The following is a 24,497-nucleotide window of genomic DNA, read 5'->3' on the forward strand; positions in this document are numbered from 1 at the left end:
CTTGAAGCTCGGGGCGGGCCCTGGGGGTGTTGAAATCTCGCATGCCGATGCTCGACACTTCGTCCATGCGGCATGGATATATAGTCAAGCCGCCTGGTGATTGCCGGGATCGAAGACCAACGCCGTCCGTCACCTTGCCTGCACGGACCACCGGTCTTCCGCCCTCCGGGCCATCTCGCTTGCGATCCTTGATCGGCAGCCTGACGGGACGCCCGCCACGGCGCAGACGAATAGCCACTCCCACGACCCCTCTTGTGTCCGAAGTTGGACGAGGATGTCGCAAGCCCGACCAAGGGTCGAGAGGGTACCTGGCCGCCGGTATGGAGAACTGGTGCGGCGCAGGTGGTTCGCCAATTCGGCACGCGCCTTGCTTCATTGATTCTGTATGGGCACGACAGTGGCAGGTCGCCGATCGGTGGGCAGAGCGGTTCGCCTCTGAAAGTACTTCGTGCGGCAGCGATGACAGGCTTGTCGGCTGGACAGCGTCGGTGGAGGTGAGACCGCATGGTGGAGAGGCAGTCTGGTGCGCAGACGCGCGAGAGCTTGCGCCGAATGATCGCGTCCAGTGAACTCGCCTTCGCAATGGAGGCTCATGACGGCCTTTCGGCGGCGATTGCCGAGCGCGCTGGCTTCAAGGCGCTCTGGGCGTCCGGCCTCTCGATTTCATCCAGTCTCGGATATCGAGATGCGAACGAAGCTTCCTGGTCCCAACTCGTCGATGTCGTTGAGCGAATTTCCGACACGGTGGACATTCCAGTCCTCGTCGACGGGGACAGCGGGTTCGGGAACTTCAACAATGCCCGTTTGGTCGCCCGCAAGCTGCGCCAACATGGCGCGAGCGGCATATGTCTCGAGGACACGGCGTTCCCGAAAATGAACTCGTTCATCGGTGATCGGCACCCGTTGGCCGATATTCCCGAGTTCTGCGGCCGGCTTAAGGCGGTGAAGGACCAAGTGCCGGATGCGGAGTTCGTTCTGGTCGCCCGGATCGAGGCGCTCATCGCCGGCCGCGGAGAGGATGAGGCGCTGGCGCGAGCACAAGCCTACGCTGAGGCCGGCGCCGATGCTATTCTGATTCATTCCCGCAAGTCCAACGCTGAGCAGATTTTCGCCTTCACGCGCGCCTGGCAGAACCGCCTTCCGGTCGTGATCGTGCCTACGAAATATTACCGCACACCGGTCTCCGCGTATCGGGCGGCCGGAATCTCCACGGTCATCTGGGCGAACCACAACATGCGCGCGGCGATATCGGCCATGCGCCAGGTCTGCGACCGCATCCTCCGCGAAGAAAGTATCGCCGGTATCGAGGACGAGGTGGCGACGCTCGACGAACTCTTCGATCTGCTCAATTACCAGGAACTCTCAGCGGCGGAAGAGAAATATCTGCCGCAGACGGCGACCGGCGTGCGGTAGCAGGCCCAGCCCGTCTTTTGAAAAGCAAAACGAAAACGGGAGCGCACATGCTTGCGCATCGGACAAACCTGTTTGGCACATCGGGTACCGCCGCGGCGCGCGCTGCCGCAAAAGCGGCGGCCGATGCTGGCAAGGAGATCATCGATCTGACCGCCGGCGAGATCTGGAGCGAGCTTGCTCCCACGATTCGCGACGGCGCGATCGACGCCATCAATAAGGGCGTCAATCGCTATACCGATACGGTTGGCATGGTGGAGCTGCGCGAGGCACTGGCGCGGAAGATCTCCCTCGATACCGGACAGATCTGGAAGGCCGAGGAAGTTGCCGTGACGTCCGGAGCGAAGCAGGCCTTGTTCAATGCCGCAATGGTGCTGCTGAACCCGGGCGACGAGGTCATCATCCCGGCGCCTTACTGGACAACGTTTCCGGCCCAGGTGCTAATCGCCGGCGGCACACCGGTCTTCGTCGACACCAGATCCAACGGTTACGTCCCGCGCCCCGAGCACATCAAGGAGGCGGTCACCGAACGAACGCGGGCGATCGTCATCAACACGCCCAGCAATCCGGCCGGTGCGGTCTACGATGTTGAGACCCTGATGGCCATCGCTCAATTGGCGGTCAGCCGCAACCTGTGGATCATTTTCGACGAGTGCTATGGCGACTTCGTGCACGGGGGTCATACCCACCATCCAATCGTCTCGGTCGCTCCCGAAATTCGAGCGCGCGCGCTGATCGTCAATTCCTTCAGCAAATCACTGGCATTGACCGGCTGGCGCATCGGTTATCTGGCGGGTCCAAAAGAGGTGATCAATGCCGTCAAGGCCCTGCAATCGCACACCACCTCGAATCCAAACGTAATTGCCCAGCACGCGGTGCTCGCCCATTTGCAAAGGGATGGATCGGACTATGAAGGCAAGCTGCGCTCACGCCTGACAAGCGCCAGACGGGTGGGTCTTGACGTGCTTGCTTGGTTGACGCGTGTCCCGGTCGCCAGGGCGCAAGGGGGCTTTTATTTCTATCTCGACCTTTCCCGTCTGCTGCGATCGGCATCGGAAGACGGCGCCTCAACGACAGCCGACGATATCGTGACGGCTCTGCTTGCCGAAACTGGCGTCGCAGCTGTGTCGGGCGCCGCGTTCGGTGACCCCGCCGGCCTGCGCCTGTCCTATGGAATTCCATCTGAAAAACTCGCGACCGGCCTGGCCCGGCTCGTCGAATTCCTCAACGCCTGGAAATGACACCGCAACAAAACGAAAGAGGTGAATGAGATGCCTCCCGCTGCTCCCAGGAAAGCCGTCATTCTCGCTGCCGGCTTCGGCTCCCGCCTGCGTCCGCTGACCGATCTGTGTCCCAAGCCCCTCGTCGAAGTCAACGGCACACCGATACTTCACAATGCACTGTGGACCCTTCAGACGGTGGGAGTTGAAGAGGTGACGATTGTTGTCGGCTATCGCAAGGATGCCATTCGCCATGCCTGTGGCGAGCGCTTCGGCAGACTTGACATCAACTATGTCGAGTCCTCGGTCTTCGACAAGACAGGGAGCGCGTACTCGCTCTGGCTGGCACGCGACACGCTTCTTTCCGGCGACTGTTATCTCCTCGAAGGTGACGTCTTCTTCGAAGAAGATGCACTGCGCCACCTGATCAGGGTGGAGGCGCCCAATGCCGCCGCGGTCGCGCCCTTCGATCCATCCATGGAAGGATCCGCGGCCGTCCTTTCCAGCAACGGCTTCATATCCGAAGTCCGGTTGAAGCAGACGGCGGCAAATCTGGTATCAGGCACCCCGGTGCTCTTCAAGATGATGAACCTCATCCGGTTCTCTGGCGCCGAACTCCAAACGGTGATCGTCCCGGTCCTCCACGACCTGATCGGCTCGGGCGCAATCAAAGCCTATACCGAGGAGCTGCTCGCGCATCTCATCGAGCAGCGCGGACTGCAACTCGCCGCGGCGCGATGTGACGATTTGCGATGGTACGAGATCGACAGTGAACAGGACCTGCGGGTAGCGGAAAGGATTTTCGCCTTCGAGCGACCTCACAGACATAGTGCCGACGCGCCGGCCGCCGTGGCGGGGGTAGGAGGATGATCCGCTATCTGTTCGACCCTGCAAATGCCATTACGGCCCTTGGGCTGATCTTGGCCACCACGGCGATCTACTTTGCTTTGATCGGGCGCTTCGAGATTGGCATCTGTTTCGGCTTGTGGGCTCTTTTGGCAGATGATGCCGACGGTATGGTCGCGAAGAGTTCCCCGAACCGGTCCGCTTTGATGGCACAGCTGGGTGGCGCGTTGGACGGGCTGCTTGATTTGGTCTACGCAGCCGTCTTTCCAGCGGTTCTGATTTTGTCCTTCAACGCGTTCTCCGTTCCCGCATTGTTGGCTGCCTACTGCCTCATCCTGTCAGGGGCTCTGCGCCTCAGCTATTTTTCGACGTTCGGACTGGACGCTGACGGATTCGGCAGAGGATTGCCGTTGAACAATAATCTCTTCGTGTTGGCGTTCCTCTTCGTCGCCGACCATCACTTGCCGGTGCAAGGCCTGGGCAACCTATTGATCGGTGCAGGGTTTGTGCTGTCGGTCCTGCATCTTTCAAACTTCAAATTTCCAGGTACCGGCAGTGCGTTGCGTTTGGGTAACCTTACACTCGCCGCAGCCGGATCTGTCGCCTTACTCACAAAGTGAATCAGTTTGCAGCTATAGGGAAGAGAATACATGGAAAACTCTTTCGAGGCCGAAACTCGCACCGTCTTTGATCGCTACCAGCGCCAGCAGGAGAATGACGACCACATATTCGACAGGTTGGTCTCTCTGATCGAGGAGGAATATTTCGGCCTGCCTACCGGTAGCTTCCGCGGTCTTGATGTCCTGGACGCGGGCTGCGGCTCCAACGCGAATGCGTCCTATGCGTTTCTCGACAAGGGGGCACGAAACGTTGTTTCGCTTGAATTGAGCAATGATTGGATGGATTGCGCGCGCAAACGGCTCAGCCGATTTGGGCCGCGCTCGGAACTGGTCGCTGGCAGTGTGCTCGATCTGCCGTTTGACGACTTCAGTTTCGATTTTGTCCATTGCGCAGGGGTTTTGCCGCACACCAGCAATCCGAAAAAAGGCTTTGAAGAGCTTGCCCGTGTAACCCGCCCCGGCGGCAGCTTCTTTTTGACGATTATGGGTACCGCCAACGGCGTCATTTACCGATGCATCAATCACTTGCGAGAACTCTACCAAAGCGACGAACAATTCCGCAGTTCCATTGACAATCTGGATGCATCCACCGCACGCGAAGCCATCAACTGGCTGTTGCGAATAAAGGACGGCGAGGAGGAAGAATATATACCCGGCGAAAACGAATTCTTTCGGAGTCTTTTTGACGATGATTTGTTCGTGACGATCCGGGATCGTTTCCAGGCGCCGACCTATCACGAGTTCGCCTTCACAGAGGTGCAAATCCGAGGCTGGTATGGCGAGTGCGGCTTCGAGAAAATCCGCAGGATCTCAAGGTATACAAAAAATTTCCATAATCTTCGGCGCTTTCTCGCTCCGATGTACCGTCATTATGACCACCCGCTGGCCCGCTTCTGGTTCGGCGATGGCTGCATCCAGATGATCGGCGAAAAGCCGAGCACGTAGTTGGCGTTATTCGTGCCAAGAGAGCGACCCCAATGTGCGGAATCTTTGGGATAGTCCTCAAAAACGAGGGAACACCCGTTTGTGCTGAGGCCGTTGAGCGTTGCGCTGAGGCTCTCGCTCATCGCGGGCCTGATGCCAGCGGCCTATACATTGATCAATCGGTCGCATTCGCGCATCGACGGCTATCGATTGTCGACGCTCATTCTCGCGCCAATCAGCCCTATCGCGATGACAATACAGGAGTGGTGGTAACGTACAACGGCGAGATATTCAACTATCGGGAAATTAGAACTGAATTGAGGGATATGGGTTTTTCCTTTTCGACGGTGTCCGACACCGAGGTTCTAATTCTTAGCTATATTGCTTGGGGAAAGTCATTCTTAAACCGCCTTGACGGGATGTTTGCCTTCGCGCTTTTCGATCCCCGGAACTCGCTTGTTCTCATCGCCCGAGATCGTTTGGGGGTAAAACCCCTCTACTACACGATTTGCGATGTTGGGCTTCTGTTTGCATCGCAGCCGAACGCTCTCATTCGCTGGCCGGGCGTAATGCGCGGACCCGACATGATCGGCGCGCTCAGTTTTCTTTCCTATCGCGCGGTTGTCGGCGCCAGGACGCTGTTTACCGGGATTTCCAAGTTAGAGCCCGGCCATCTCCTCGAAATAACAAACGGGCGACACACGTCGGAGCGTTGGTGGAATCTGTCCGAGCGCATTTCGCGATCGAAGCCGGACTATTCCGACATAAGGAGACTATTTGGAAGCGCCGTCGAACGTCAGCTGGTGTCTGACGTACCGGTCGCCGCATTGTTGTCCGGTGGACTTGACTCGAGCATCCTGGCCTATGAGGCATCCGCTCGCTCCCAAATTCGTCCGGTCTGCTATACCGGCAAGGTCGAGACCGCCGATTATGACGAAACGGCCTATGCGATGGAGGTCGCCGCTGAATTCGGGCTCACTCACCGGGTCGTCCCGATTGGAGAACCTTCCGATATCAACGCTGTAGCGGAGCTGGTTCGCCTGCGTGGACATCCGCTTGGAATGCATAACGAAACCGCCATGTTCACGCTCGCAAAGGCGATTTCGAAGGAGCACAAAGTCGTACTCACGGGCGAGGGCGCCGATGAGATTTTTGCTGGTTACAGCCGATTGTTCCGTACACCGTATGATTACAATCGAAGCAAGATCATCACCGCATTGCCACCTGCTCTTGCGCAGATCGCACGTCGACGCCTTGGACTCGGCGTCCATTGCAGTCAGCTGCAGTTCTTCCTGGAGCGCTATAGATACTTCCCAGCTGAAGAGATCCGCTCGCTTGCTATCGATGGTCAGATGCGAACCGAGCACGAGATGGAGCTCTTCGATCATTTCTCGACTCAATTTGCGGAGGCGGGCGGAGATTTCTTTAGCAAGATCTCATATGTTCTCGTCTCTACGCATTTGCCCGCATTGCTGGAAATGGTTGACAACACCACAATGGCAGCTGGGCTTGAAGCTCGCGTTCCTTATACCGATCACCAGCTCGTTACCGCCGCAATGGCGATGCCCGGCTCACAGCGGTTGAGGTGGAGGTCTCCAATCGCTTCGGTCCAGGCACTGTGGCATCCGGTTGCTTCCTTCAGCGAACGTCTCGATGTCTCAAAATTCCCCTTAAGAAGGGAATACCGGAGCGTCTTGCCCAGATCTGTTCTATCTCGCAAAAAGATGGGATTTCCGCTGCCACTGGGTCAGTGGGCCGTTGGCGAGGGAGCAACGGAATATCGAAGGCTGCTGTTTGATAAGGACTCTCCTCTGGGAGATTTGTTCGATCCTGCTGCTTTGCGGCGTTGGTTCGAGGCCGGACGACGAAATCCTTCAGACTCGTTTGGTCGGAAGTTTTGGCTGTTGGCCAACCTTGGGATATTCTTCAAAGAGGTATTCTCATGATGAATATGCGAGCCCGCAGGCGGTCGCATGCGGGCATTTTACAGAAGACCCTTTGCCGAAAACGGGGCGTCGGACAATCCCAAGATCTGAGCAATGGTTGGCGTGAACTCTTCAGCGGAGCCCCAGGCAATATTGCAAGGTTGCATTCCAGGGATGCTCAACAGGCATATCCGATCGTCCTCCGCGCTGCCCGGTCGAAAACCGTGGGTGGACAAGTATCGAGGCCTGCCCGTCGGGCCGGCTTCTTGCGTGTCTCCAACGGTCTCCTCGAAGGAGTGTCCAGGAGGTGCGACATAGGTCGCTATGCAATCGCGTTCATTTACCGGAACATGGTCGCTCGACCACGGCTCCACTTGGAAGCGCGCCAACAGTCCGTCTGCGATTCTGCGGTCATGAGCTCCGTCAACCAGGACATGGAGCGTCGCTCCTTCACTTTCCCAAAGCAAGTCAGGGATGATCGCATCCGGATAAATGGTTGTGTGGACGGCGCTATGTCCATGGTCACTTGCGACTACGATCGCGTAATCGTCTTCCCGCCCGACTCGCCTCAGTCCTTCGATGAGAGCGCCAATCATCATGTCGGCCGCGGCGATAGACCAATGTGCCGCCTCGCTTTCGTATCCGAACTGATGCTGAATCGAATCCGTCATGTCGATCTCGGTCAAAATGAGATCAGGCGGGTTCTCCGAGCAAGCCAGCGCTCCTGCAGCCCCGATCATGAGATGATCCGCGGCCAGGCCCGCAACGAGAGCAGTGCTCGCAACGGTGTCACTACTGGACGGGAAGCCGAAGAGATCGAACACGCCGGCGGCTCGCAACCGCCCATTTGGATCTTTGATCATGCGCGAGCGAGCGATGCGGTTTTCGGGCAGGCTCTTAAATGACCGGCTTCCCTGGAGAAACCCTCGTTCCCACCAGGCCGGCACGAAGACATCGCAATCGGCTGGGTCGATCAACCCAGCGCCGATGGACGCGACATCAAGCCCGCTATTTTTGGCAAGCTTTGCAATGGTCGGAACCCGCAGATCAGACGCGTCGGCGCAGACAAACGAGCCATCTCGCACAATGTGGTTTCCGTAGATCCCGTTCGCTTGAGGCGCCGCGCCGGTTAGCATGCTTGCGCGCCCCGGCATCGACGTTCCCGGCACCGTTGAGCGCAGGCGAGTGATGGAAAGACCGTCTCCTGCCAAACGAAGAAGCGTCGGCAACCGATGTTTGTGCTTTTCGAAATAGTCCGCGCTTACGCCGTCCATGAGGATCAGAATCGCTTTCGTAGGAGCGCGCGGCTTTATCGAGGCAGGCGTCTGAAAACGAGCGGTAGGCTTGGATGGATTGGTGTGGGTCATATTGCACCTCGAAGAGACCGATCGAAACCGAAGTCCCCTATAGGCTTCGGATGACGCCGATATGAACGCATCACGGGATACTTCGAGCGCCCGTAAGTCGTTTTGATTTTGGGAATGGGCGCTTCTACGCGCGCTTTTTGCTTCCTTCAGAAGAAAGGAGTCCGAGGTGGCCGATACGACCCGTGCTATTTTTATCCTCGATTTCGCAGGGCCAAAAATACATCTGTGGAGTGGCAGCTACGATGCACCGTTGGTTCCTATCAACGGTCAGCCGCTCTTGGACCGTCTCGTCAACGCCTGTGTCGAAAACGGCATTGAAGATGTCACCGTCGTTGAAAACTTGAGCAGCGGCACATTCGATGGGTTCCGCCTGCAGGACAGTACAAATACGCTTTCGTGGCACGACGCGCATGACGGCGATCTCATTGAGAAGTTCCGCCAACATGATGGCGATACCCTCCTGATATGGGGAACGCCGCTTTTCGACAGTGAGGTTCTTGACGGTATCGATGTCAACAAAGGTTTGCGCGGCTCCGCTTGGCGGCCCGACGCGCCGACCGGGATTTATCGATTGAGTGCTGATGTTCTACGCAATCTTCTGGCCGAAAGCCGCGCCGCGGCATCTCTGCATCAGGCCTTGAGCACGTTGGTCGCGGGCCTGTCCCAGCTGGACGGAGCGTTGCCTGACAATGTGCTGAATGTTGGCTCCAAGCTGCTCGATATTTGCGACGGTGTCGACGCATCCATCGCGGAATTTCGGTGTGACAAGGAGAACGTGCTGCGGCGTCTGGAAACGAGCGTCGGAGGTTATTGGCGCAAGCCAATCGCCGAGCACATGCTTCTTTGCAATACCCGCTTCCCTCCCAAGACTTTTTACGATCGGCTGGCGGCGAGGCTCGAAGGCGTGTTGACATGCTATCCTTCTCAGCAGATCGATATCGCTTCAGTTGTTGGCACGATGACCTCGCAGCAGCCGGACTTTATTGCAGTCGGAAACGGGGTGACCGATCTCATCCAGGCGCTCTATTCAACGCTGAACCCCACAATCGCGATTCCCGTGCCGACGTTCGCCGGCTTTCAAACACCACTCGATGACGAACAAAAGAACAACTTCGTCCTCACCCCGCCCTATTTCGATCTCGACGTTCGAGCTTTCCTGGAATTCGTACTGGCGACAGGCGCGGATACGGCAATCGTTGTAAATCCAAACAATCCGACCGGTCGACTTGTTGATCATGCTGACGTGGCATGGCTGGCGGAGGCCCTAGGATCTCGAGGGCGGCGGCTGATCGTGGATGAATCGTTCATTGATTTCCCCGCTGATGGCCGATCAAACAGCGTTGAGACTCTGGTGCCGTCCTGTGCCAATTTGATCGTGGTGAAGAGCCTTGGAAAGGTCTTCGGACTTGGAGGAATCCGGCTCGCCTACCTCATGGCTGGCGATCCCGCGCTCGTTGCCGCTGTGCGCCGGAAACTGCCGCTGTGGAACATTAACGGTATTGCGGAATACACACTGTTCCTGCTTCCCGAATTCGCAGAGGAACTGGAACACAGTCTAGAGATGTTGCGAGAAGATAGAGAGCTGTTCATCGAGGAGCTGCGGACGGTACCGGGCCTCGACGTCGTACCTTCGCAAACGAATTTCATCTTGTGCCGGCTGCCTGAAAATTCGGTATCCGCTGCCGAGCTCAAGCGCCGCCTCGTTCTGTTCGAATCCGTCCTCGTAAGAGAATGCGGCTATCAAGCCATGAACGACGCAGATCGATATCTGCGCCTGACGGTTCGAAGTCGGACGGAAAACGAAAGGCTGGCAAAAGCTCTGCGGCGCACCTTAAGCCGCTCAACGGCCTCTGAGAGTGACGCCCTGACGTGACATTTGCGCAGCGAACTGAATAGTCTTTTTTCGAATGCCGCGAGAGAGAGAAGCATGTCGCTAAGTTACAATCGTCATAAAAGGCTCGTTGAAATCATCCAGGCGAATGGCGAAGTGCGCATCCGAGATTTGATGCAGCGGTTCAATATTTCAGAAGAGACTGCGCGGCGGGATATCAAACGGCTCGAGCAGGATGGCTTGGTCGCACGGGTCCATGGTGGCGCGGTCGCAACGCAACAGCCAAAGCTGCTGGCCATCTCATCGCGAGCTGTTTCCGAGCGCGCGGAAAAAAGCACCATCGCTGAGATCGCCCTGGGTCTTCTGAAGCCCGGTCAGAATCTCTTCTTCGGGGGCGGCAGCACCATTCTGTCGTTGGCCAGCCGCATATCGGCCCTCCCGGAAATGCGCGTCGTCACCAACATGGTCGATACTGCCATCGCCGCGGCCGAAGGCTATCGGCATCGCGTTGTCATGCTGGGGGGCGATTTCAATGTCGATTTCCGGACCGTAACCGGATTCACCGCCTTGCGTACACTCCGCGAACAGCAGATCGACGTCGCATTTATCGGCGTCAATGCGGTCCATCCGAATGGCGTCTTCGACCATGAACAGGTCGGACAGGAGCTTGCTGCGACGCTCTGCGAGCAAGCACGGAAAATTGTCATTCTCGCCGATCACAGCAAATTCGGCTTGTCGGCGCGTTACCGCATCCTGCCCCATTCGGCGATTACCGCGATCATCACCGACCGGAGGCCTGCATCGGACATGCTGGACAAGATCGAAGCCGCTGGTGTTGAAGTTCTATATCCGCAAAACCGTCACAACCCCGCACTGGTCTCTACTTGATCCTCTTCTTTCAGCCCGCACGGCTGACCCAACCGTGAAACATTTTTTTCCTTTTGATTTCAATAACCAACACAATCCGTCTCAAACCTGCAAAAAACCGTCACATAACCGCGCTATGTCTCAGCCCGTCTCGGGAGCGGATTTCATTCGCTCCGATTGTCATCCCGACTGAAAGAGAGGGGATTTTGATATGCAAACGACACGTCGCAGATTTCTCGGCATGACCGCCATGGCGGCTGGCGCAATAGCATTGCCGAACACGATCATGGCGGCAACCGGCCGGCGGCCGAACCTCAATATTGCCGTTCAGGACCTGCGCACAATTCTGGAACCGGTGGACGGCTCCTCCATCGCCAACGTTTCCTGGCGGGTGCAATACAGCATTTTCGATCAGCTTTTACGGACCGACTACAACGACAATTTTCGCCTGAATTTCGCGCTCGCGACATCATTGAAGCAAATTGACGCCACGATCCATGAGATCAGGTTGCGCGACAATGTGAAGTTTCATGACGGTTCCACAATGACGGCGGATGACGTTGTCTTCTCGCTCGGGCCGGATCGACTGCGCGGCGAAAATGCGCCGGGCGCGGCCGTGTTTGCCAACTTCCTCTCCTCGCTTGCCGATGTGCAGAAGATCAATGATCGCACTGTCCGTTTGATCACCAGGACAGAGGATCCGGTCTTTGCCCAGCGGCTCGGCGCGTGGGGCACGCAGATCATCAGCGCCAGGGCACGGGCTGGCGCCAGCAGCTATGACGCCTGGGCGACGAAGCCGATCGGGACCGGCCCTTACAAGATCGGCGAGGTCCGCAATGGCGACGAGATCACACTGGTGGCGCACGACGAATATTGGGGAGGCCAGCCGCCATTTGCCTCGATCCGCTTCAAGCGGCTGCCGGAAATCGCCGCGCGCATCGCCGGACTGAAGTCGGGCGATTACGATATCGTCACAGACATCACTCCGGACCACATTGCCGAAATTGAGGGTGTCAACGGCCTCTCGATCGTTGGTGGCGAAGCCATGTGGTTCCGCTTTCTCACATTTGCTCCGCTCAGGACTCCCATCCTGAAAGATGTCGATCTGCGTCGCGCGCTCGCTCTCGCTATCGATCGCGGTGCGCTGGCGGACGGCCTCTGGGACGGCCGGGCGAAAGCGCTGACCAGCTGGCAGCTACCGATCTTCGGCGAGATCAACGACCCCAACCGCAAGGGGGTGTCCTATGATCCGGCGCAGGTCAAGGAACTGCTCGCCAAGTCATCCTACAGAGGTGAGGAAATCCCATACCCTTCCGTCGGCACCTATTATCCGATGCAGCTCGCCGAGAACCAGGCGCTTGTCGAGATGTGGAAGGCTGCCGGAATCAACGTCAAGCTGATCATGTGTGAAAACTGGACGCAGGTCGGCGACATTGGCGGCATCAATGACACGTCCGGCGGCGCCTTCTACGCCGATCCCGTTTCCATGCTGTGGCAGATTATCGGTCCGACCAATGACCTCCAGTCAACAGGTGGCTGGACCAATGCCGAGTTTAACGCGCGCGGTCACGAGCTTGAAACGACGACCGATCTCGCCAAGCGCCAGGCGGCCTTCAAACGGATGCAGGACATTGTCGAGATCGAGGACCCTTGCATCACGCCGCTGCATTCCATGCCCTTTATCTATGGGCAGCAGGCGGATGTCAGCTGGCAGCCCAACCCGTTGCCGCAAATGTATCTCGGTCCGAAGATGCCGCCTGAGCCGGTGGCCTGAGTTCCATGCTGCATAAGTCTTTCCAGAACAGCGCGGGCGCCGCGCTGTTGCCGGCTCATGGCATCGGGGCTTCCGCCACCAAACCTGCCATCAGCATTGCTGGCTTGAGGGTGGCGTTCGGCGATGTGCCTGTGCTGCACGGTGTCGATCTCGCTGTGAACAAAGGCGAGGCCTTGGGTATCGTTGGCGAATCCGGCTGCGGCAAGTCCGTGACTTGGCGGGCGGTTCTTGGCCTGCTGCCGAAATCCGCCGAGATCGGGGGCGAGGCCAGGATTGGTGATCTCGATCTTGTGGGCGCACGACAATCCGTTTTGGATCGGGTGCGCGGCGGACGCATTGCCATGATCTTCCAGGATCCGGCCAGCGCGCTGAACCCGGTGCATCGCATCGGCGCGCAGATCACCGAAGCGCTTCGCCTGCACCGTGGCCTCAGCGGTGCCGCCGCCCGTGCCCAGGCCTGCTGCCTGCTCGACCAGGTCGGGATAGCCGCTGCGGCAAGCAGGCTCAACGCGTACCCCCACGAACTGTCGGGCGGCCAGAACCAGCGGGTGATGATTGCCATCGCGCTCGCCGGCCGGCCCGAACTGCTGATCGCCGATGAGCCAACGACCGCGCTCGACGCTACCGTGCAGGCGCAGATCCTGCTGCTGCTCAAAGATATTCAACGCGACACAGGCATGGCGCTGGTCATGATCAGCCATGATCTCGCCGCGGTGGCGGCCGTCTGTGACCGGGCATGCGTCATGTATGCGGGCCAGATCGTCGAAACGGCGCCGAAACACACGCTTCTGACCGCGCCGGAGCACCCCTATACACGCGACCTGATCGGTGCCATTCCGCCCTCGCACGGTCCGCGCATGCGGTTGACCGCCATTGCCGGCGCGCCGCCACAACGCAATCTGCCGCCGGGATGCGCCTATGCGCCACGCTGCCGGCACGCGATCGCGGTATGTCGCACGAGCCGACCGGAACCGCGGCAGGTCGCCGCGCGGCATTCGGTGCGTTGCCTTCGTTTGGACGCCGGCACGTATCAATGACCCTGCTGCGTCTCAACAACATCACCCGTCGCTTTCCGCTCGGCTCGCCACTCTACGGACCGCGGAAATATCTTGTAGCAGTCGATGGCGTGTCGCTGGATGTCGAGATGGGCCGGACGACCGGCATTGTCGGCGAATCCGGATGCGGCAAGTCCACCACCGGCCGTATTGCGCTCGGTCTGGAGCCGCCGGACAGCGGAGGTGTGCTGTTTCAGGGTTTTCCGCTGCCGCGCATCGACAGCAAAAAGTGGCGCGCGCAGCGGCGCCAGATGCAGCTGGTCTTTCAGGACACCTTGGCAGCGCTTGACCGCCGAATGACTGTCAGCGCTCTCATCGCCGAGCCGCTGGCGATTCACGGGATTGGCGATTCGGCAAGCCGCGAGCAACGTGTGGCCGAGCTTCTCCACGGCGTCGGCCTCGGCGAAGACCATGGCAGGCTCTATCCGCATCAGCTTTCCGGCGGCCAGCGCCAACGCGTCGTGCTTGCCCGGGCGCTCGCGCCAAAACCCTCGCTTCTGGTTTGCGATGAGCCGGTCTCGGCGCTCGACCTGTCCGTCCAGGCGCAAATCGTCAATCTGCTCATGGATCTTCAGCAGGAGCTCGGGATCGGCCTCTTGTTCATCAGCCATGACTTGCGGGTCGTTCGCCATGTCAGCGACCGGATCGTCGTCATGTATCTTGGCCGCGTCGTCGAGCAGGGGCGCGCCGACGCCATTATCGATCAACCCGCCCATCCCTATACGCAGGCGCTCGTCTCTGCCATGCCGAGGCTTCCGGGCGGCTTCGATCATTATGTGGCGTTGCCAGGCGAGCCGCCGAGCCCCACCGATCGGCCCTGCGGATGCCCGTTTCATCCACGCTGTCCACTTGCGCGCGATGTCTGCCGCCAGAGCCTGCCCGAACTCCTGCCGCTAGGACCGGAACGGCAGGTCGCCTGCCATGTGGTGAGGCATTGATGAGTGCGGTGTTTCGTTTCGCCGGCCCCAAGCTCCTGCGTGCGGGCCTGTCGATCCTGATCGTAGTGACCTTTACATTCGTGGTGCTGCGGGCCTCTGGAGACCCGGCGCTGCAGATACTCGGTCCCAGCGCCCGCGCCCCGGATCTTGAGGCGTTTCGCCGGCATTGGGGGCTCGATCAGCCTCTGTATGTGCAATATGTCCGCTATGTCCTGGCGGCACTTCACTGCGATTTCGGGAATTCCATGCTGGCTGGAAAACCGGCCCTGCAGCTGGTGTTCGAGCGCGCGCCCCTGACATTGGCGCTGATGCTGCCTGCACTGGCGCTCACGATGCTGATCGGCATTCCGGTCGGCGCTTACGCCGCCATGCATCGCGACACCTGGGTCGACCGATCGGTGATGATGCTGACCGTGTTCGGCTTCACCGTGCCAAGCTTCGTGCTCGGGCTATTGCTGATCCTGATCTTTTCCGTGACGCTCGGCCTGTTCCCATCCGGCGGCGCGGATCGGCCGGAAAGCTTCGTGCTGCCGGTGCTCACGCTTGGTCTGGGCGGGGCGGCCATTATCGCGCGCTTCACGCGTAGCGCCATGATCGAAGTTCTGTCGCAGCTCTACATCGTGGCGGCCAGCGCCAAGGGCGTGACGTGGCGGCAGGTGGTTCGCCACCATGCCTTTCCGAATGCGATCATTCCTGTGCTGACGCTGTTCGGTCTGATGCTCGGCGGGCAGGTCGCGGGTGCCGTACTGGTGGAAAGCGTCTTCGGCTGGCCCGGCATCGGCCAATTGCTGGTGGTTTCGGTTGCGAACCGTGATCTCGCCGTGGTGCAGGTCATCCTCCTTCTCGTGGCGCTGACCATGACATCGGCCAACCTGCTGATGGACCTGCTTTACGGCGTGTTCGATCCGCGCCTGCGTGGAACAAACTCAGGATCGCAATGAAAACGGCAACTGTAGAAACCAACCGTCCGTCGCCTCGCACGGTGGACCTGCCGACACTCCTTGCTGTGGGCTGGGTTCTCCTCATGCTCTTCACGGCGCTCGCCGCGCCGCTGATGGCTCCCTATGAGATCACTTCCATCGACCTGCGCCATCGCCTGACGCCGCCCGTCGGCTTTGGCGGAACGATGCTACATGCCCTGGGAACCGACGATCTGGGCCGTGATGTGGCCTCGCGTCTTTTCTACTCGATCCGCACCAGCTTGCTGGTCGCCTTCGGCGCCACTGCGATCAGCGTGTTGGTCGGTACCGGGATCGGTTTCATCGCGGCGTATTTCCGCGGGCTCGTCGAGCATGCCCTGCTGCTAATGATCGACGTACAGGCTTCGCTACCATTCCTAATCGTGGCGCTGGCAATGCTCGCCTGTTTCGGTAATTCACTGACGCTGTTCGTCGCCCTGATGGGACTTTATGGCTGGGAGCGGAATGCGCGGTTGGCACGAGGACTGGCAATCACCGCCAGCGCGCAGGGCTATGCGAGCGCAACGCGCCAACTCGGCGCCCATCCGCTGCGTGTCTATCTGCGGCATATCCTGCCCAACAGCGCGGCGACGCTTCTCGTGGCGGCGACGGTGACCTTTCCGGAAATCGTCCTGGTGGAAAGCGGACTCTCCTTCCTCGGCCTCGGCGTTCAACCGCCGATGACCAGCCTGGGTGTCATGGTCGCGGCCGGCCGCGAGTATATCACCCGCGCCTCCTGGATGCTGCTCGCTCCAAGCCTCGTCATTGTCATCACGGCCGTTGCCGTTAGCGTCCTGGGCGACTGGTTGCGCGATAAGCTCGACCCGACCCTCAAATAACGGTTTCCCAATGCAAAGGAGCTGATCTTCATACTTGTCGACGGCTGCGCTCTTGCCCGGAATGGGGTGCCGAACCTACCTCACGATTGGATCCAAGACGGAACCTCCTGAAAGGCCACACAATCTCGCATGCAATGCTACCACTTCGTGCTCAGTTAGGCTCGCGATGCAGTCGGCTGAGAATCTTGCCCTTTTGCCTTCGCAAACGTCCCAGATGTACCTCAATCTAACGGGCAGGAATCTTGGGGGTCCTTTTTCAGAGTTATCCCACAATATTCCAAAAAGCTCAGAAATTACTTTCTTTTGACCGAGCTGCTGGGCGATCAAAGAAGGATTGGAAATAATATATTGCTTGGCAATCTGTTTGAGGAGTTTGACCTCGGCCAGAGTATCCAAGGGGATGTGCAATCCGTTTCCTTCCTCGGTTAGCTTCGCAGCCGTCAAGAACCGCCCGATTAGGAACGAAGTCAGGCTCCGAAGCGCCACCCGCTGTTCTCGGGAGCCTTCGTAGGAGGTATTCAAAAGCACGCTAAACGCGGAATTGAGCACCGAAGCCAAGCGCTCAAATGCGGCATTCAGGTGAGCCTGTGCATCGCTCGGGGCGCCGAACCAGACCTCGTGGGTCTTGCGGATGATTTCCTGCGAGCCTTCGTTGAGAATATGATTCCAGGGAATAGCGCCGACTCTATGGAAGTCCTCCAAATCGTGAACTGAATAGGCAATGTCATCTGCCCAGTCCATCAGCGCGGCTTCTGTAGTTTGGAACGCGTGATCCTGGAACCTCCTGGCAAAATCAAAGTCGGCTTGATCGACCTTGTAGGCTCCCCACTTAATGCTCCTTTCTGGTTTTGTTGGATCTCGAGTCCAAGGGTACTTTAAGCAAGCCGCAAGCGTAGCGCGGGTCAAATCCAGTCCGAGACAGTCCGGATATCGAACGCCCAACGTGGTCAGAATTCGGAAAGTTTGAGCATTGCCCTCGAATCCGTCAGGGTCTTCTCTACCTTCCAACAACTCGTTGAGTTTGTTTTCTCCAGCATGCCCAAACGGGGGATGACCCAGGTCGTGGGCGAGGCAAGCCGCCTCCACTACCTCAACGTCAACCCCGAGTTTCTTCGCGAGCTTAGGATCGGCATCGATGCAATTCTGAGCGAGCCTTCGCCCAACTTGGGCCACCTTATACGTGTGTTGCTGCCGGGTATGGAACACATCGGCTTCGCCTACTCTAACGATCTGGGTGACGCCGGCGAGACGATGCAACGCGGAAGAATACTGAATCCTATCGCGGTCGACCTCAAAAGGTTTCCGCTGGTCTTTTTCAGGTGTGCTGTGGAGGCGCTTCCTCCGAGCCGCATCCGTCCATACACGCGATACCATTCGCGATTTAGGCAGCCTGCAAAGTTTTGCCCGGCCTAAAGAAACGCATCTCTCTGTCGATGCGGATCTGATTGCGGCTCATGGCTAGATGCAACGCAGCTTGGATCTCACGGCGCGAATACCCGTCCGCCGTCAGAAGCCCCACGAGCCGCTCGGGATCTACGGCTCGGTTTTCTCTGCGGATGTGCCGCAGCAATGCATCTCTTGCTTCAGCGATTCGCTGTTCCATGCGACGGTCTCCCTCGATCACACCGTTGTCTCATAACCATAAATTTTTGACAACAAGTTAGGTTGCAAGAGGGCTGCCATCAACAATACGGCGATCAGGCTCCTGACAGTTCCGAACATCCTTCCCCGCCTCAGCCAGAAGCCAGAATACTGACTTTAAGGTCAGCAATATCGCACGCGTAGCGGCCATGCCCATATCGCCTGCGCCGCCCCCCTTCACCGCGCCTAATCAAGAGGTCGCTACGAATGGACCTACGGCTTCATCGCCGACTTCTTCAACACTATCGGTCACCTCCGGCCGTTCATGCCGGCTACTAAGCAACGAGCTCCTTTCCGGTCTCCGAGGCCGACGTCTCAATCAACGCCTTCCGACATCTTATGTCGCCTTTGTCGAGTCCTCGACACAAGTTTATTTAGCCAATTTAATATTTTTGCCAAATGTTAAACAGCTGAAAAGCAATCATAAAATTTCTTCTTCGATCCAGCCGGCCAAATTGGCACGAGTTTTGAAACGATCGGTGCGAGGCGGCGGATCTGCCGACCGGCATTGAAGTCGCGGTAACCGCTATGGATGGAAGAAGGAAGGAAAGCAACATGTCAGGTCTGCGTCAGATCGCATTCTACGGAAAGGGAGGCATCGGCAAGTCCACCACCTCTCAAAATACGCTAGCCGCCCTGGTCGACCTCGGACAGAAAATCCTGATCGTCGGCTGCGACCCCAAAGCGGACTCTACCCGCCTGATCCTGAACGCAAAGGCGCAGGATACGGTTCTGCATCTCGCCGCCCAGGAAGGTTCTGTGGAAGACCTTGAACTCCAGGACGTGCTCAAGATCGGCTACAAAGACATCAAGTGCGTGGAGTCCGGCGGCCCCGAGCCGGGTGTCGGCTGCGCCGGCCGCGGCGTCATCACCTCGATCAACTTCCTCGAGGAGAACGGCGCCTATGACAATGTCGACTATGTCTCCTACGACGTGCTGGGAGACGTGGTGTGCGGCGGCTTCGCGATGCCGATCCGCGAAAACAAGGCCCAGGAAATCTACATCGTCATGTCCGGCGAGATGATGGCGCTCTATGCCGCCAACAACATCGCCAAGGGTATCCTGAAATACGCCCATTCGGGCGGCGTGCGGCTCGGCGGGCTGATCTGCAACGAGCGCCAGACCGACCGCGAGCTCGACCTCTCCGAGGCGCTGGCGGCCAGGCTCAATTCCAAGCTCATCCACTTCGTGCCGCGCGACAACATCGTCCAGCACGCCGAACTTAGAAAGATGACGGTAATCCAGTACGCGCCGGACTCCAAACAGGCAGGGGAGTACCGCGCGTTGGCCGAGAAGATCCATGTCAATTCGGGCCAGGGCACCATCCCGACCCCAATCACCATGGAGGAGCTCGAGGACATGCTGCTCGACTTCGGCATCATGAAGACGGACGAGCAAATGCTTGCCGAGCTTCAGGCCAAGGAAGCGAAATTGGCCGTCGCTCAGTAGCCGCCGTTACCGACAGGGGCGCCGACCGTGACCTGGCGCCCCTTTCTACGAAGCAAGGCCTCGTTGGCGAGGCGTTACCCGAACCTTGAAAGGGGCAGGTCCCATGGGCCTCGACTATGAGAATGACGGCGCTTTGCATGCGAAGCTTATCGAAGACGTGCTGTCCCAATATCCAGACAAGGCGGCGAAGCGTCGCAAGAAGCACCTCAGTGTCGTAACGAGCAAGGACGAGGCTGGAGGTGAGGACAAGGGCCTTTCCGAATGCGACGTCAAATCGAACATCAAATCCATTCCGGGCGTGATGACAATTCGCGGCTGTGCCTATGCGGGCTCCAAGGGCGTGGTGTGGGGTCCGGTCAAGGATATGGTCCACATCTCGCACGGGCCAGTCGGCTGTGGGCAATATTCCTGGTCGCAACGCCGCAACTATTACGTCGGCACGACGGGCATCGACACGTTCGTGACAATGCAGTTCACCTCCGACTTCCAGGAGAAGGACATCGTTTTCGGCGGTGACAAAAAGCTGGAAAAGATCATCGACGAGATCGAGGACCTGTTTCCGCTCAGTGGAGGCATCTCGGTGCAGTCCGAATGCCCGATCGGCCTGATCGGGGACGATATCGAGGCAGTGTCGCGCAAGAAAGCCAAGGAGCACGAAAAGACGATTGTACCGGTGCGCTGCGAAGGTTTCCGCGGCGTTTCACAATCGCTCGGCCACCACATTGCCAATGATGCGATCCGCGATTGGGTCTTCGACAAGGACGATGTCGCGTTCGAGTCCGGCCCTTACGACGTCAATGTCGTTGGCGACTACAACATTGGCGGCGATGCCTGGGCTTCGCGAATCCTGCTTGAGGAGATTGGACTTCGGGTGGTCGGCAACTGGTCGGGCGACGCCACGCTGGCCGAGATAGAGCGCGCGCCCAAGGCCAAGCTCAACCTGATCCACTGCTACCGGTCGATGAACTACATCTGCCGGCACATGGAGGAAAAGTACGGCATTGCCTGGATGGAATACAATTTCTTCGGCCCCACCCAGATCGAGGCCTCCTTGCGCAACATCGCCAAGCATTTCGGCCCGGAAATCGAGGAGAAGACCGAAAAGGTCATCGCCAAGTACCGGCCCTTGGTCGATGCCGTCATCGCCAAGTACCGACCGCGCCTCGAAGGCAGGACGGTGATGCTCTATGTCGGCGGCCTGCGCCCCCGTCACGTCATCACTGCCTACGAGGACCTCGCTATGGTGATCGTTGGCACCGGCTACGAATTCGCCCACAACGACGACTATCAGCGCACCGGCCATTACGTGAAGAATGGCACGCTCCTCTATGACGACGTCACCGGTTATGAGCTGGAGAAGTTCATCGAAGGCATCCGCCCGGATCTCGTTGGCTCCGGTATCAAGGAGAAGTACCCGGTACAGAAGATGGGCATCCCGTTCCGCCAGATGCACTCTTGGGACTATTCCGGCCCGTATCACGGTTATGACGGCTTCGCCATTTTCGCCCGCGACATGGATCTGGCCATCAACAACCCGGTCTGGGGTCTCTACCGCGCGCCGTGGAAGAAGATGAAGGACGCACCGCTGAGGGCGGTCGCCGCCGAATGAGGACTGGCCTCCCTGCCAGGCAGGGAGGCCGATAAATGCTCGGGGGCACTCGATCCGCGGAGGCCCTTTAAAGTTTCGATGTCCCTGTGCTGCCGCTTGCCGCGGCCAGATGGAAAAGGTGACCACCATGCCGCAATCGGCCGAAAAAGTTCTCGACCATGCTCCCCTGTTCCGCGAGCCGGAATACAGACAAATGCTTGCCGAGAAGAAGCTGAATTTCGAATGTCCGCACCCTGATCAGATCGTCACCGACCAACGCGAATTGACCAAGACTTGGGAATACCGCGAAAAGAACCTCGCTCGCGAGGCGCTTGTCATAAACCCCGCCAAGGCCTGCCAGCCGCTCGGTGCGGTGTTCGCGGCCGCGGGCTTCGAGCGCACCATGTCTTTCGTCCACGGTAGCCAGGGCTGCGTTGCCTACTACCGCTCGCATTTGTCGCGACATTTTAAGGAGCCTTCGTCAGCGGTTTCCTCCTCGATGACCGAGGACGCGGCAGTGTTTGGCGGCCTGAAGAACATGGTCGACGGGCTCGCCAATACCTACAAGCTCTACGATCCCAAGATGATCGCCGTCTCGACCACCTGCATGGCCGAAGTCATTGGCGACGACCTGCGGAGCTTCATAGAAAACGCGAAGAACGAAGGCTCCGTACCGTGCGACTTCGACGTCCCTTTCGCTCATACGCCTGCCTTCGTCGGCAGCCATGTCGATGGCTACGACGGCATGGTGAAGGGCGTGCTGGAGCATTTCTGGAAGGGCAGCGAGCGCTCGCAAGCCGCTGGGACCATCAACATCATCCCAGGCTTCGACGGATTCTGCGTCGGAAACAACCGGGAACTCAAGCGCCTCCTCGACCTGATGGGTGTCACCTATACCGTCATTCAGGACGCCTCTGACCAGTTCGACACGCCGTCGGACGGCGAATACCGCATGTATGACGGTGGCACCAAGATCGAAGACGTGAAAGGGGCGCTCAACGCGGAGGCGACACTGTCGCTGCAGCATTACAACACCCGCAAGACGCTGGAATATTGCAACGAGGTCGGGCAGGCGACGGCATCCTTCCACTATCCGCTGGGTGTCCAGGCGACCGACGAATTCCTGATGAAGGTCTCGGCGATTTCCGGCCAGGAGATCCCCGAGACAATTCGGATGGACCGCGGCCGACTGGTTGACGCCATGGCGGACAGCCAGTCATGGCTGCACGGCAAGAAGTACGCAATCTATGGGGATCCGGACTTCGTCTACGCCATGGCCCGCTTCGTCATGGAGACCGGCGGCGAGCCGACACATTGCCTCGCGACCAACGGCACATCGACCTGGGAGGCCGAGATGAAGGAGTTGCTTGCATCCTCGTCCTTCGGCCAGGATGCCCAGGTCTGGGCGGGCAAGGATCTCTGGGCGATGCGTTCGCTGCTTTTTACAGAGCCGGTGGACCTGCTGATCGGCAATTCCTATGGCAAGTATCTGGAGCGCGACACCGGCACGCCGCTGATCCGGCTGATGTTTCCAATCTTCGACCGGCACCATCACCATCGCTTTCCCCTCATGGGCTATCAGGGTGGATTACGCGTGCTGACGACGATCCTCGACAAGATATTCGACAAGCTCGATCGCGAGACGAGCGAAACGGGCGTGACGGACTATTCCTATGACCTCACCCGCTAAGCCCGTGCCGGCTTTTCGCCGAGGCCGCCAATCGCCCAATGGACTTCGGAGACTGACGCAATGACCTCGCTCAGTGCCAAGATCCAGGACGTTTTCGACGAGCCCGCCTGCGATAACAACCGCGGCAAGGATGCCAAGGCGCGCAAGGAGGGCTGCTCGAAGCCGCTGACCCCCGGGGCGGCAGCCGGCGGCTGCGCCTTTGACGGCGCCAAGATCGTCCTGCAGCCGATCACCGACGTTGCGCACCTGGTCCATGCGCCGCTCGCCTGCGAGGGAAATTCCTGGGACAACAGAGGCACAGCTTCGTCCGGGCCAACCCTGTGGCGGACAAGCTTCACAACCGACCTCACCGAACTCGACGTCGTGATGGGGCAGGGCGAGCGGAAGCTCTTCAGGGCGATCCGCGAGATCAAGGAAACGTATGCGCCGCCGGCAGTCTTCGTCTATTTGACCTGCGTGACGGCGCTGATCGGCGACGACATCGAGGCCGTGTGCAAACGCGCGGCGGAAAAATTCGGCTTGGCCGTGGTGCCGATCAATGCGCCGGGCTTGGCCGGCTCCAAGAACCTCGGCAACAAACTGGCCGCCGAAGCGTTGCTCGATCATGTCATCGGCACGGTGGAACCCGACGACGCCGGGCCCTACGACATCAACATCCTTGGCGAATTCAACCTCTCCGGCGAATTCTGGCTGGTGAAGCCGCTGCTTGATCGGCTCGGCATCCGGGTGCGCGCCTGCATTCCGGGCGATGCGCGTTACATCGACGTTGCATCCGCGCACCGCGCCCAGGCGGCTATGTTGGTGTGCTCGAGCGCCCTCATCAATCTGGCCCGCAAGATGGAGGAGCGCTGGGACATCCCGTTCTTCGAGGGCTCCTTCTACGGCATAACCGATACCTCGGAAGCACTTCGCAACATTGCTGAGCTGCTGGTGAGGAAGGGCGCCGATCCAGAGATCCTTGATCGCACAGACACGCTGATTGCTGAGCAGGAAGCGATTGCGTGGAAGAAGCTCGAGGCCTACCGCCCGCGGCTTCAAGGCAAGCGCGTGCTACTCAATACAGGCGGTGTGAAGTCCTGGTCAGTCGTCCACGCACTGATGGAGATCGGCATGGAGATCGTCGGCACCTCGGTCAAGAAATCCACCGTCGAAGACAAGGAGCGGATCAAACGGATCCTCAAGGACGAGAACCACATGTTCGAGCAGATGACAGCGCGCGATCTTTACGCCATGCTCTCAAAACACAAGGCCGACATCATGCTGTCGGGCGGGCGCACGCAATTCATCGCGCTGAAGGCCAAGACACCCTGGCTCGATATCAACCAGGAGCGCCAACATCCTTATGCCGGCTATGACGGCATGGTGGAACTTGTCCGGCAGATCGACCTCGCCATTCATAACCCGATCTGGGGCCAGGTACGGGAGCCGGCGCCGTGGGATTGCCAGCTTGCTTTGGAGGACGATCCGGCGAGCACGAAGAACGGGACCGCGACTGTGAACGCTTTCAATGAATTCGCCGGCGCGACGGCTCACCACTTCGGCGACCGTTGAGGA

General features: G+C 58.9%; 20 protein-coding genes. 17 read left to right on the top strand and 3 right to left on the bottom strand.

Features of this window, described 5'->3' with window-relative positions:
- Positions 1-504: 504 nt before the first annotated feature.
- The 6 genes from aepX to asnB are packed head-to-tail and all read left to right on the top strand — an operon-like array spanning position 505 to position 6,966.
- A complete protein-coding gene (aepX, locus tag J1C56_RS23450; protein ID WP_214392442.1) occupies positions 505-1,413 on the top strand; it encodes a phosphoenolpyruvate mutase in 909 nt (302 codons plus the stop codon).
- A 47-nt stretch (positions 1,414-1,460) separates the two neighbouring features.
- Positions 1,461-2,651, top strand: coding sequence for an aminotransferase class I/II-fold pyridoxal phosphate-dependent enzyme (locus J1C56_RS23455; RefSeq protein ID WP_214392443.1), 1,191 nt, complete (start codon positions 1,461-1,463; stop codon positions 2,649-2,651).
- Between the two features lie 30 nt (positions 2,652-2,681).
- The gene (locus tag J1C56_RS23460) at positions 2,682-3,500 is read left to right on the top strand and encodes a phosphocholine cytidylyltransferase family protein (RefSeq protein ID WP_214392444.1); all 819 of its coding nucleotides are present in this window, start codon (positions 2,682-2,684) and stop codon (positions 3,498-3,500) included.
- Positions 3,497-4,096, top strand: a complete 600-nt coding sequence (locus J1C56_RS23465) for a CDP-alcohol phosphatidyltransferase family protein (RefSeq protein WP_214392445.1) — start codon at positions 3,497-3,499, stop codon at positions 4,094-4,096. Before J1C56_RS23460 ends, J1C56_RS23465 begins: the two co-directional genes overlap by 4 nt.
- A 30-nt stretch (positions 4,097-4,126) precedes the next feature.
- A complete protein-coding gene (locus J1C56_RS23470) occupies positions 4,127-5,041 on the top strand; it encodes a class I SAM-dependent methyltransferase (RefSeq protein ID WP_214392446.1) in 915 nt (304 codons plus the stop codon).
- 32 nt (positions 5,042-5,073) lie between these two features.
- Positions 5,074-6,966: an asparagine synthase (glutamine-hydrolyzing) gene (gene asnB, locus J1C56_RS23475; RefSeq protein WP_214392447.1), complete on the top strand. Its 1,893-nt coding sequence runs from the start codon at positions 5,074-5,076 to the stop codon at positions 6,964-6,966.
- A 38-nt stretch (positions 6,967-7,004) separates the two neighbouring features.
- On the opposite strand, the gene J1C56_RS23480 is transcribed toward asnB, so the two are convergent.
- A complete protein-coding gene (locus tag J1C56_RS23480) occupies positions 7,005-8,312 on the bottom strand; it encodes an alkaline phosphatase family protein (protein ID WP_214392448.1) in 1,308 nt (435 codons plus the stop codon).
- Between the two features lie 166 nt (positions 8,313-8,478).
- Between J1C56_RS23480 and J1C56_RS23485 the strand changes: the two genes are divergently transcribed.
- The 7 genes from J1C56_RS23485 (at position 8,479) to J1C56_RS23515 (ending at position 16,575) form a co-directional block, all read left to right on the top strand.
- Positions 8,479-10,185: an aminotransferase class I/II-fold pyridoxal phosphate-dependent enzyme gene (locus J1C56_RS23485; protein ID WP_214392449.1), complete on the top strand. Its 1,707-nt coding sequence runs from the start codon at positions 8,479-8,481 to the stop codon at positions 10,183-10,185.
- Positions 10,186-10,239: 54 nt separating this feature from the next.
- On the top strand, positions 10,240-11,031 hold the full coding sequence (locus tag J1C56_RS23490; RefSeq protein ID WP_109671378.1) for a DeoR/GlpR family DNA-binding transcription regulator: 792 nt from the start codon (positions 10,240-10,242) through the stop codon (positions 11,029-11,031).
- Between the two features lie 265 nt (positions 11,032-11,296).
- The gene (locus J1C56_RS23495; RefSeq protein ID WP_246591835.1) at positions 11,297-12,784 is read left to right on the top strand and encodes an ABC transporter substrate-binding protein; all 1,488 of its coding nucleotides are present in this window, start codon (positions 11,297-11,299) and stop codon (positions 12,782-12,784) included.
- Positions 12,785-12,789: 5 nt separating this feature from the next.
- The gene (locus J1C56_RS23500) at positions 12,790-13,821 is read left to right on the top strand and encodes an ABC transporter ATP-binding protein (protein WP_214392451.1); all 1,032 of its coding nucleotides are present in this window, start codon (positions 12,790-12,792) and stop codon (positions 13,819-13,821) included.
- A complete protein-coding gene (locus J1C56_RS23505) occupies positions 13,818-14,777 on the top strand; it encodes an ABC transporter ATP-binding protein (protein WP_214392452.1) in 960 nt (319 codons plus the stop codon). The genes J1C56_RS23500 and J1C56_RS23505 overlap by 4 nt, the downstream gene beginning before the upstream one ends.
- The gene (locus J1C56_RS23510; RefSeq protein ID WP_172352467.1) at positions 14,777-15,718 is read left to right on the top strand and encodes an ABC transporter permease; all 942 of its coding nucleotides are present in this window, start codon (positions 14,777-14,779) and stop codon (positions 15,716-15,718) included. The genes J1C56_RS23505 and J1C56_RS23510 overlap by 1 nt, the downstream gene beginning before the upstream one ends.
- Positions 15,715-16,575, top strand: coding sequence for an ABC transporter permease (locus J1C56_RS23515; RefSeq protein WP_172374758.1), 861 nt, complete (start codon positions 15,715-15,717; stop codon positions 16,573-16,575). The genes J1C56_RS23510 and J1C56_RS23515 overlap by 4 nt, the downstream gene beginning before the upstream one ends.
- Positions 16,576-16,650: 75 nt before the next feature.
- On the opposite strand, the gene dgt is transcribed toward J1C56_RS23515, so the two are convergent.
- Both dgt and J1C56_RS23525 read right to left on the bottom strand, forming a co-directional pair.
- Positions 16,651-17,949 carry a dGTP triphosphohydrolase gene (gene dgt, locus J1C56_RS23520; RefSeq protein ID WP_214392453.1) on the bottom strand — a complete coding sequence of 433 codons (1,299 nt, stop codon included), beginning with the start codon at positions 17,947-17,949 and terminating at the stop codon, positions 16,651-16,653.
- A 7-nt stretch (positions 17,950-17,956) separates the two neighbouring features.
- Positions 17,957-18,178 carry a hypothetical protein gene (locus J1C56_RS23525; RefSeq protein WP_214392454.1) on the bottom strand — a complete coding sequence of 74 codons (222 nt, stop codon included), beginning with the start codon at positions 18,176-18,178 and terminating at the stop codon, positions 17,957-17,959.
- Positions 18,179-18,771: 593 nt separating this feature from the next.
- Between J1C56_RS23525 and nifH the strand changes: the two genes are divergently transcribed.
- The 4 genes from nifH to nifE all read left to right on the top strand — a co-directional run bounded on the left by nifH (position 18,772) and on the right by nifE (position 24,494).
- Positions 18,772-19,665, top strand: coding sequence for a nitrogenase iron protein (gene nifH / locus J1C56_RS23530; RefSeq protein ID WP_006331760.1), 894 nt, complete (start codon positions 18,772-18,774; stop codon positions 19,663-19,665).
- 103 nt (positions 19,666-19,768) lie between these two features.
- The gene (nifD, locus tag J1C56_RS23535; RefSeq protein ID WP_214392455.1) at positions 19,769-21,274 is read left to right on the top strand and encodes a nitrogenase molybdenum-iron protein alpha chain; all 1,506 of its coding nucleotides are present in this window, start codon (positions 19,769-19,771) and stop codon (positions 21,272-21,274) included.
- 127 nt (positions 21,275-21,401) lie between these two features.
- The gene (gene nifK, locus J1C56_RS23540; RefSeq protein ID WP_214392524.1) at positions 21,402-22,943 is read left to right on the top strand and encodes a nitrogenase molybdenum-iron protein subunit beta; all 1,542 of its coding nucleotides are present in this window, start codon (positions 21,402-21,404) and stop codon (positions 22,941-22,943) included.
- Between the two features lie 60 nt (positions 22,944-23,003).
- The gene (gene nifE / locus J1C56_RS23545; protein ID WP_214392456.1) at positions 23,004-24,494 is read left to right on the top strand and encodes a nitrogenase iron-molybdenum cofactor biosynthesis protein NifE; all 1,491 of its coding nucleotides are present in this window, start codon (positions 23,004-23,006) and stop codon (positions 24,492-24,494) included.
- Positions 24,495-24,497 lie beyond the last annotated feature (3 nt).

Origin of the sequence: Aminobacter anthyllidis (assembly GCF_018555685.1) — a bacterium.
In the GTDB taxonomy this organism is placed as follows: Bacteria; Pseudomonadota; Alphaproteobacteria; order Rhizobiales; family Rhizobiaceae; genus Aminobacter; species Aminobacter anthyllidis.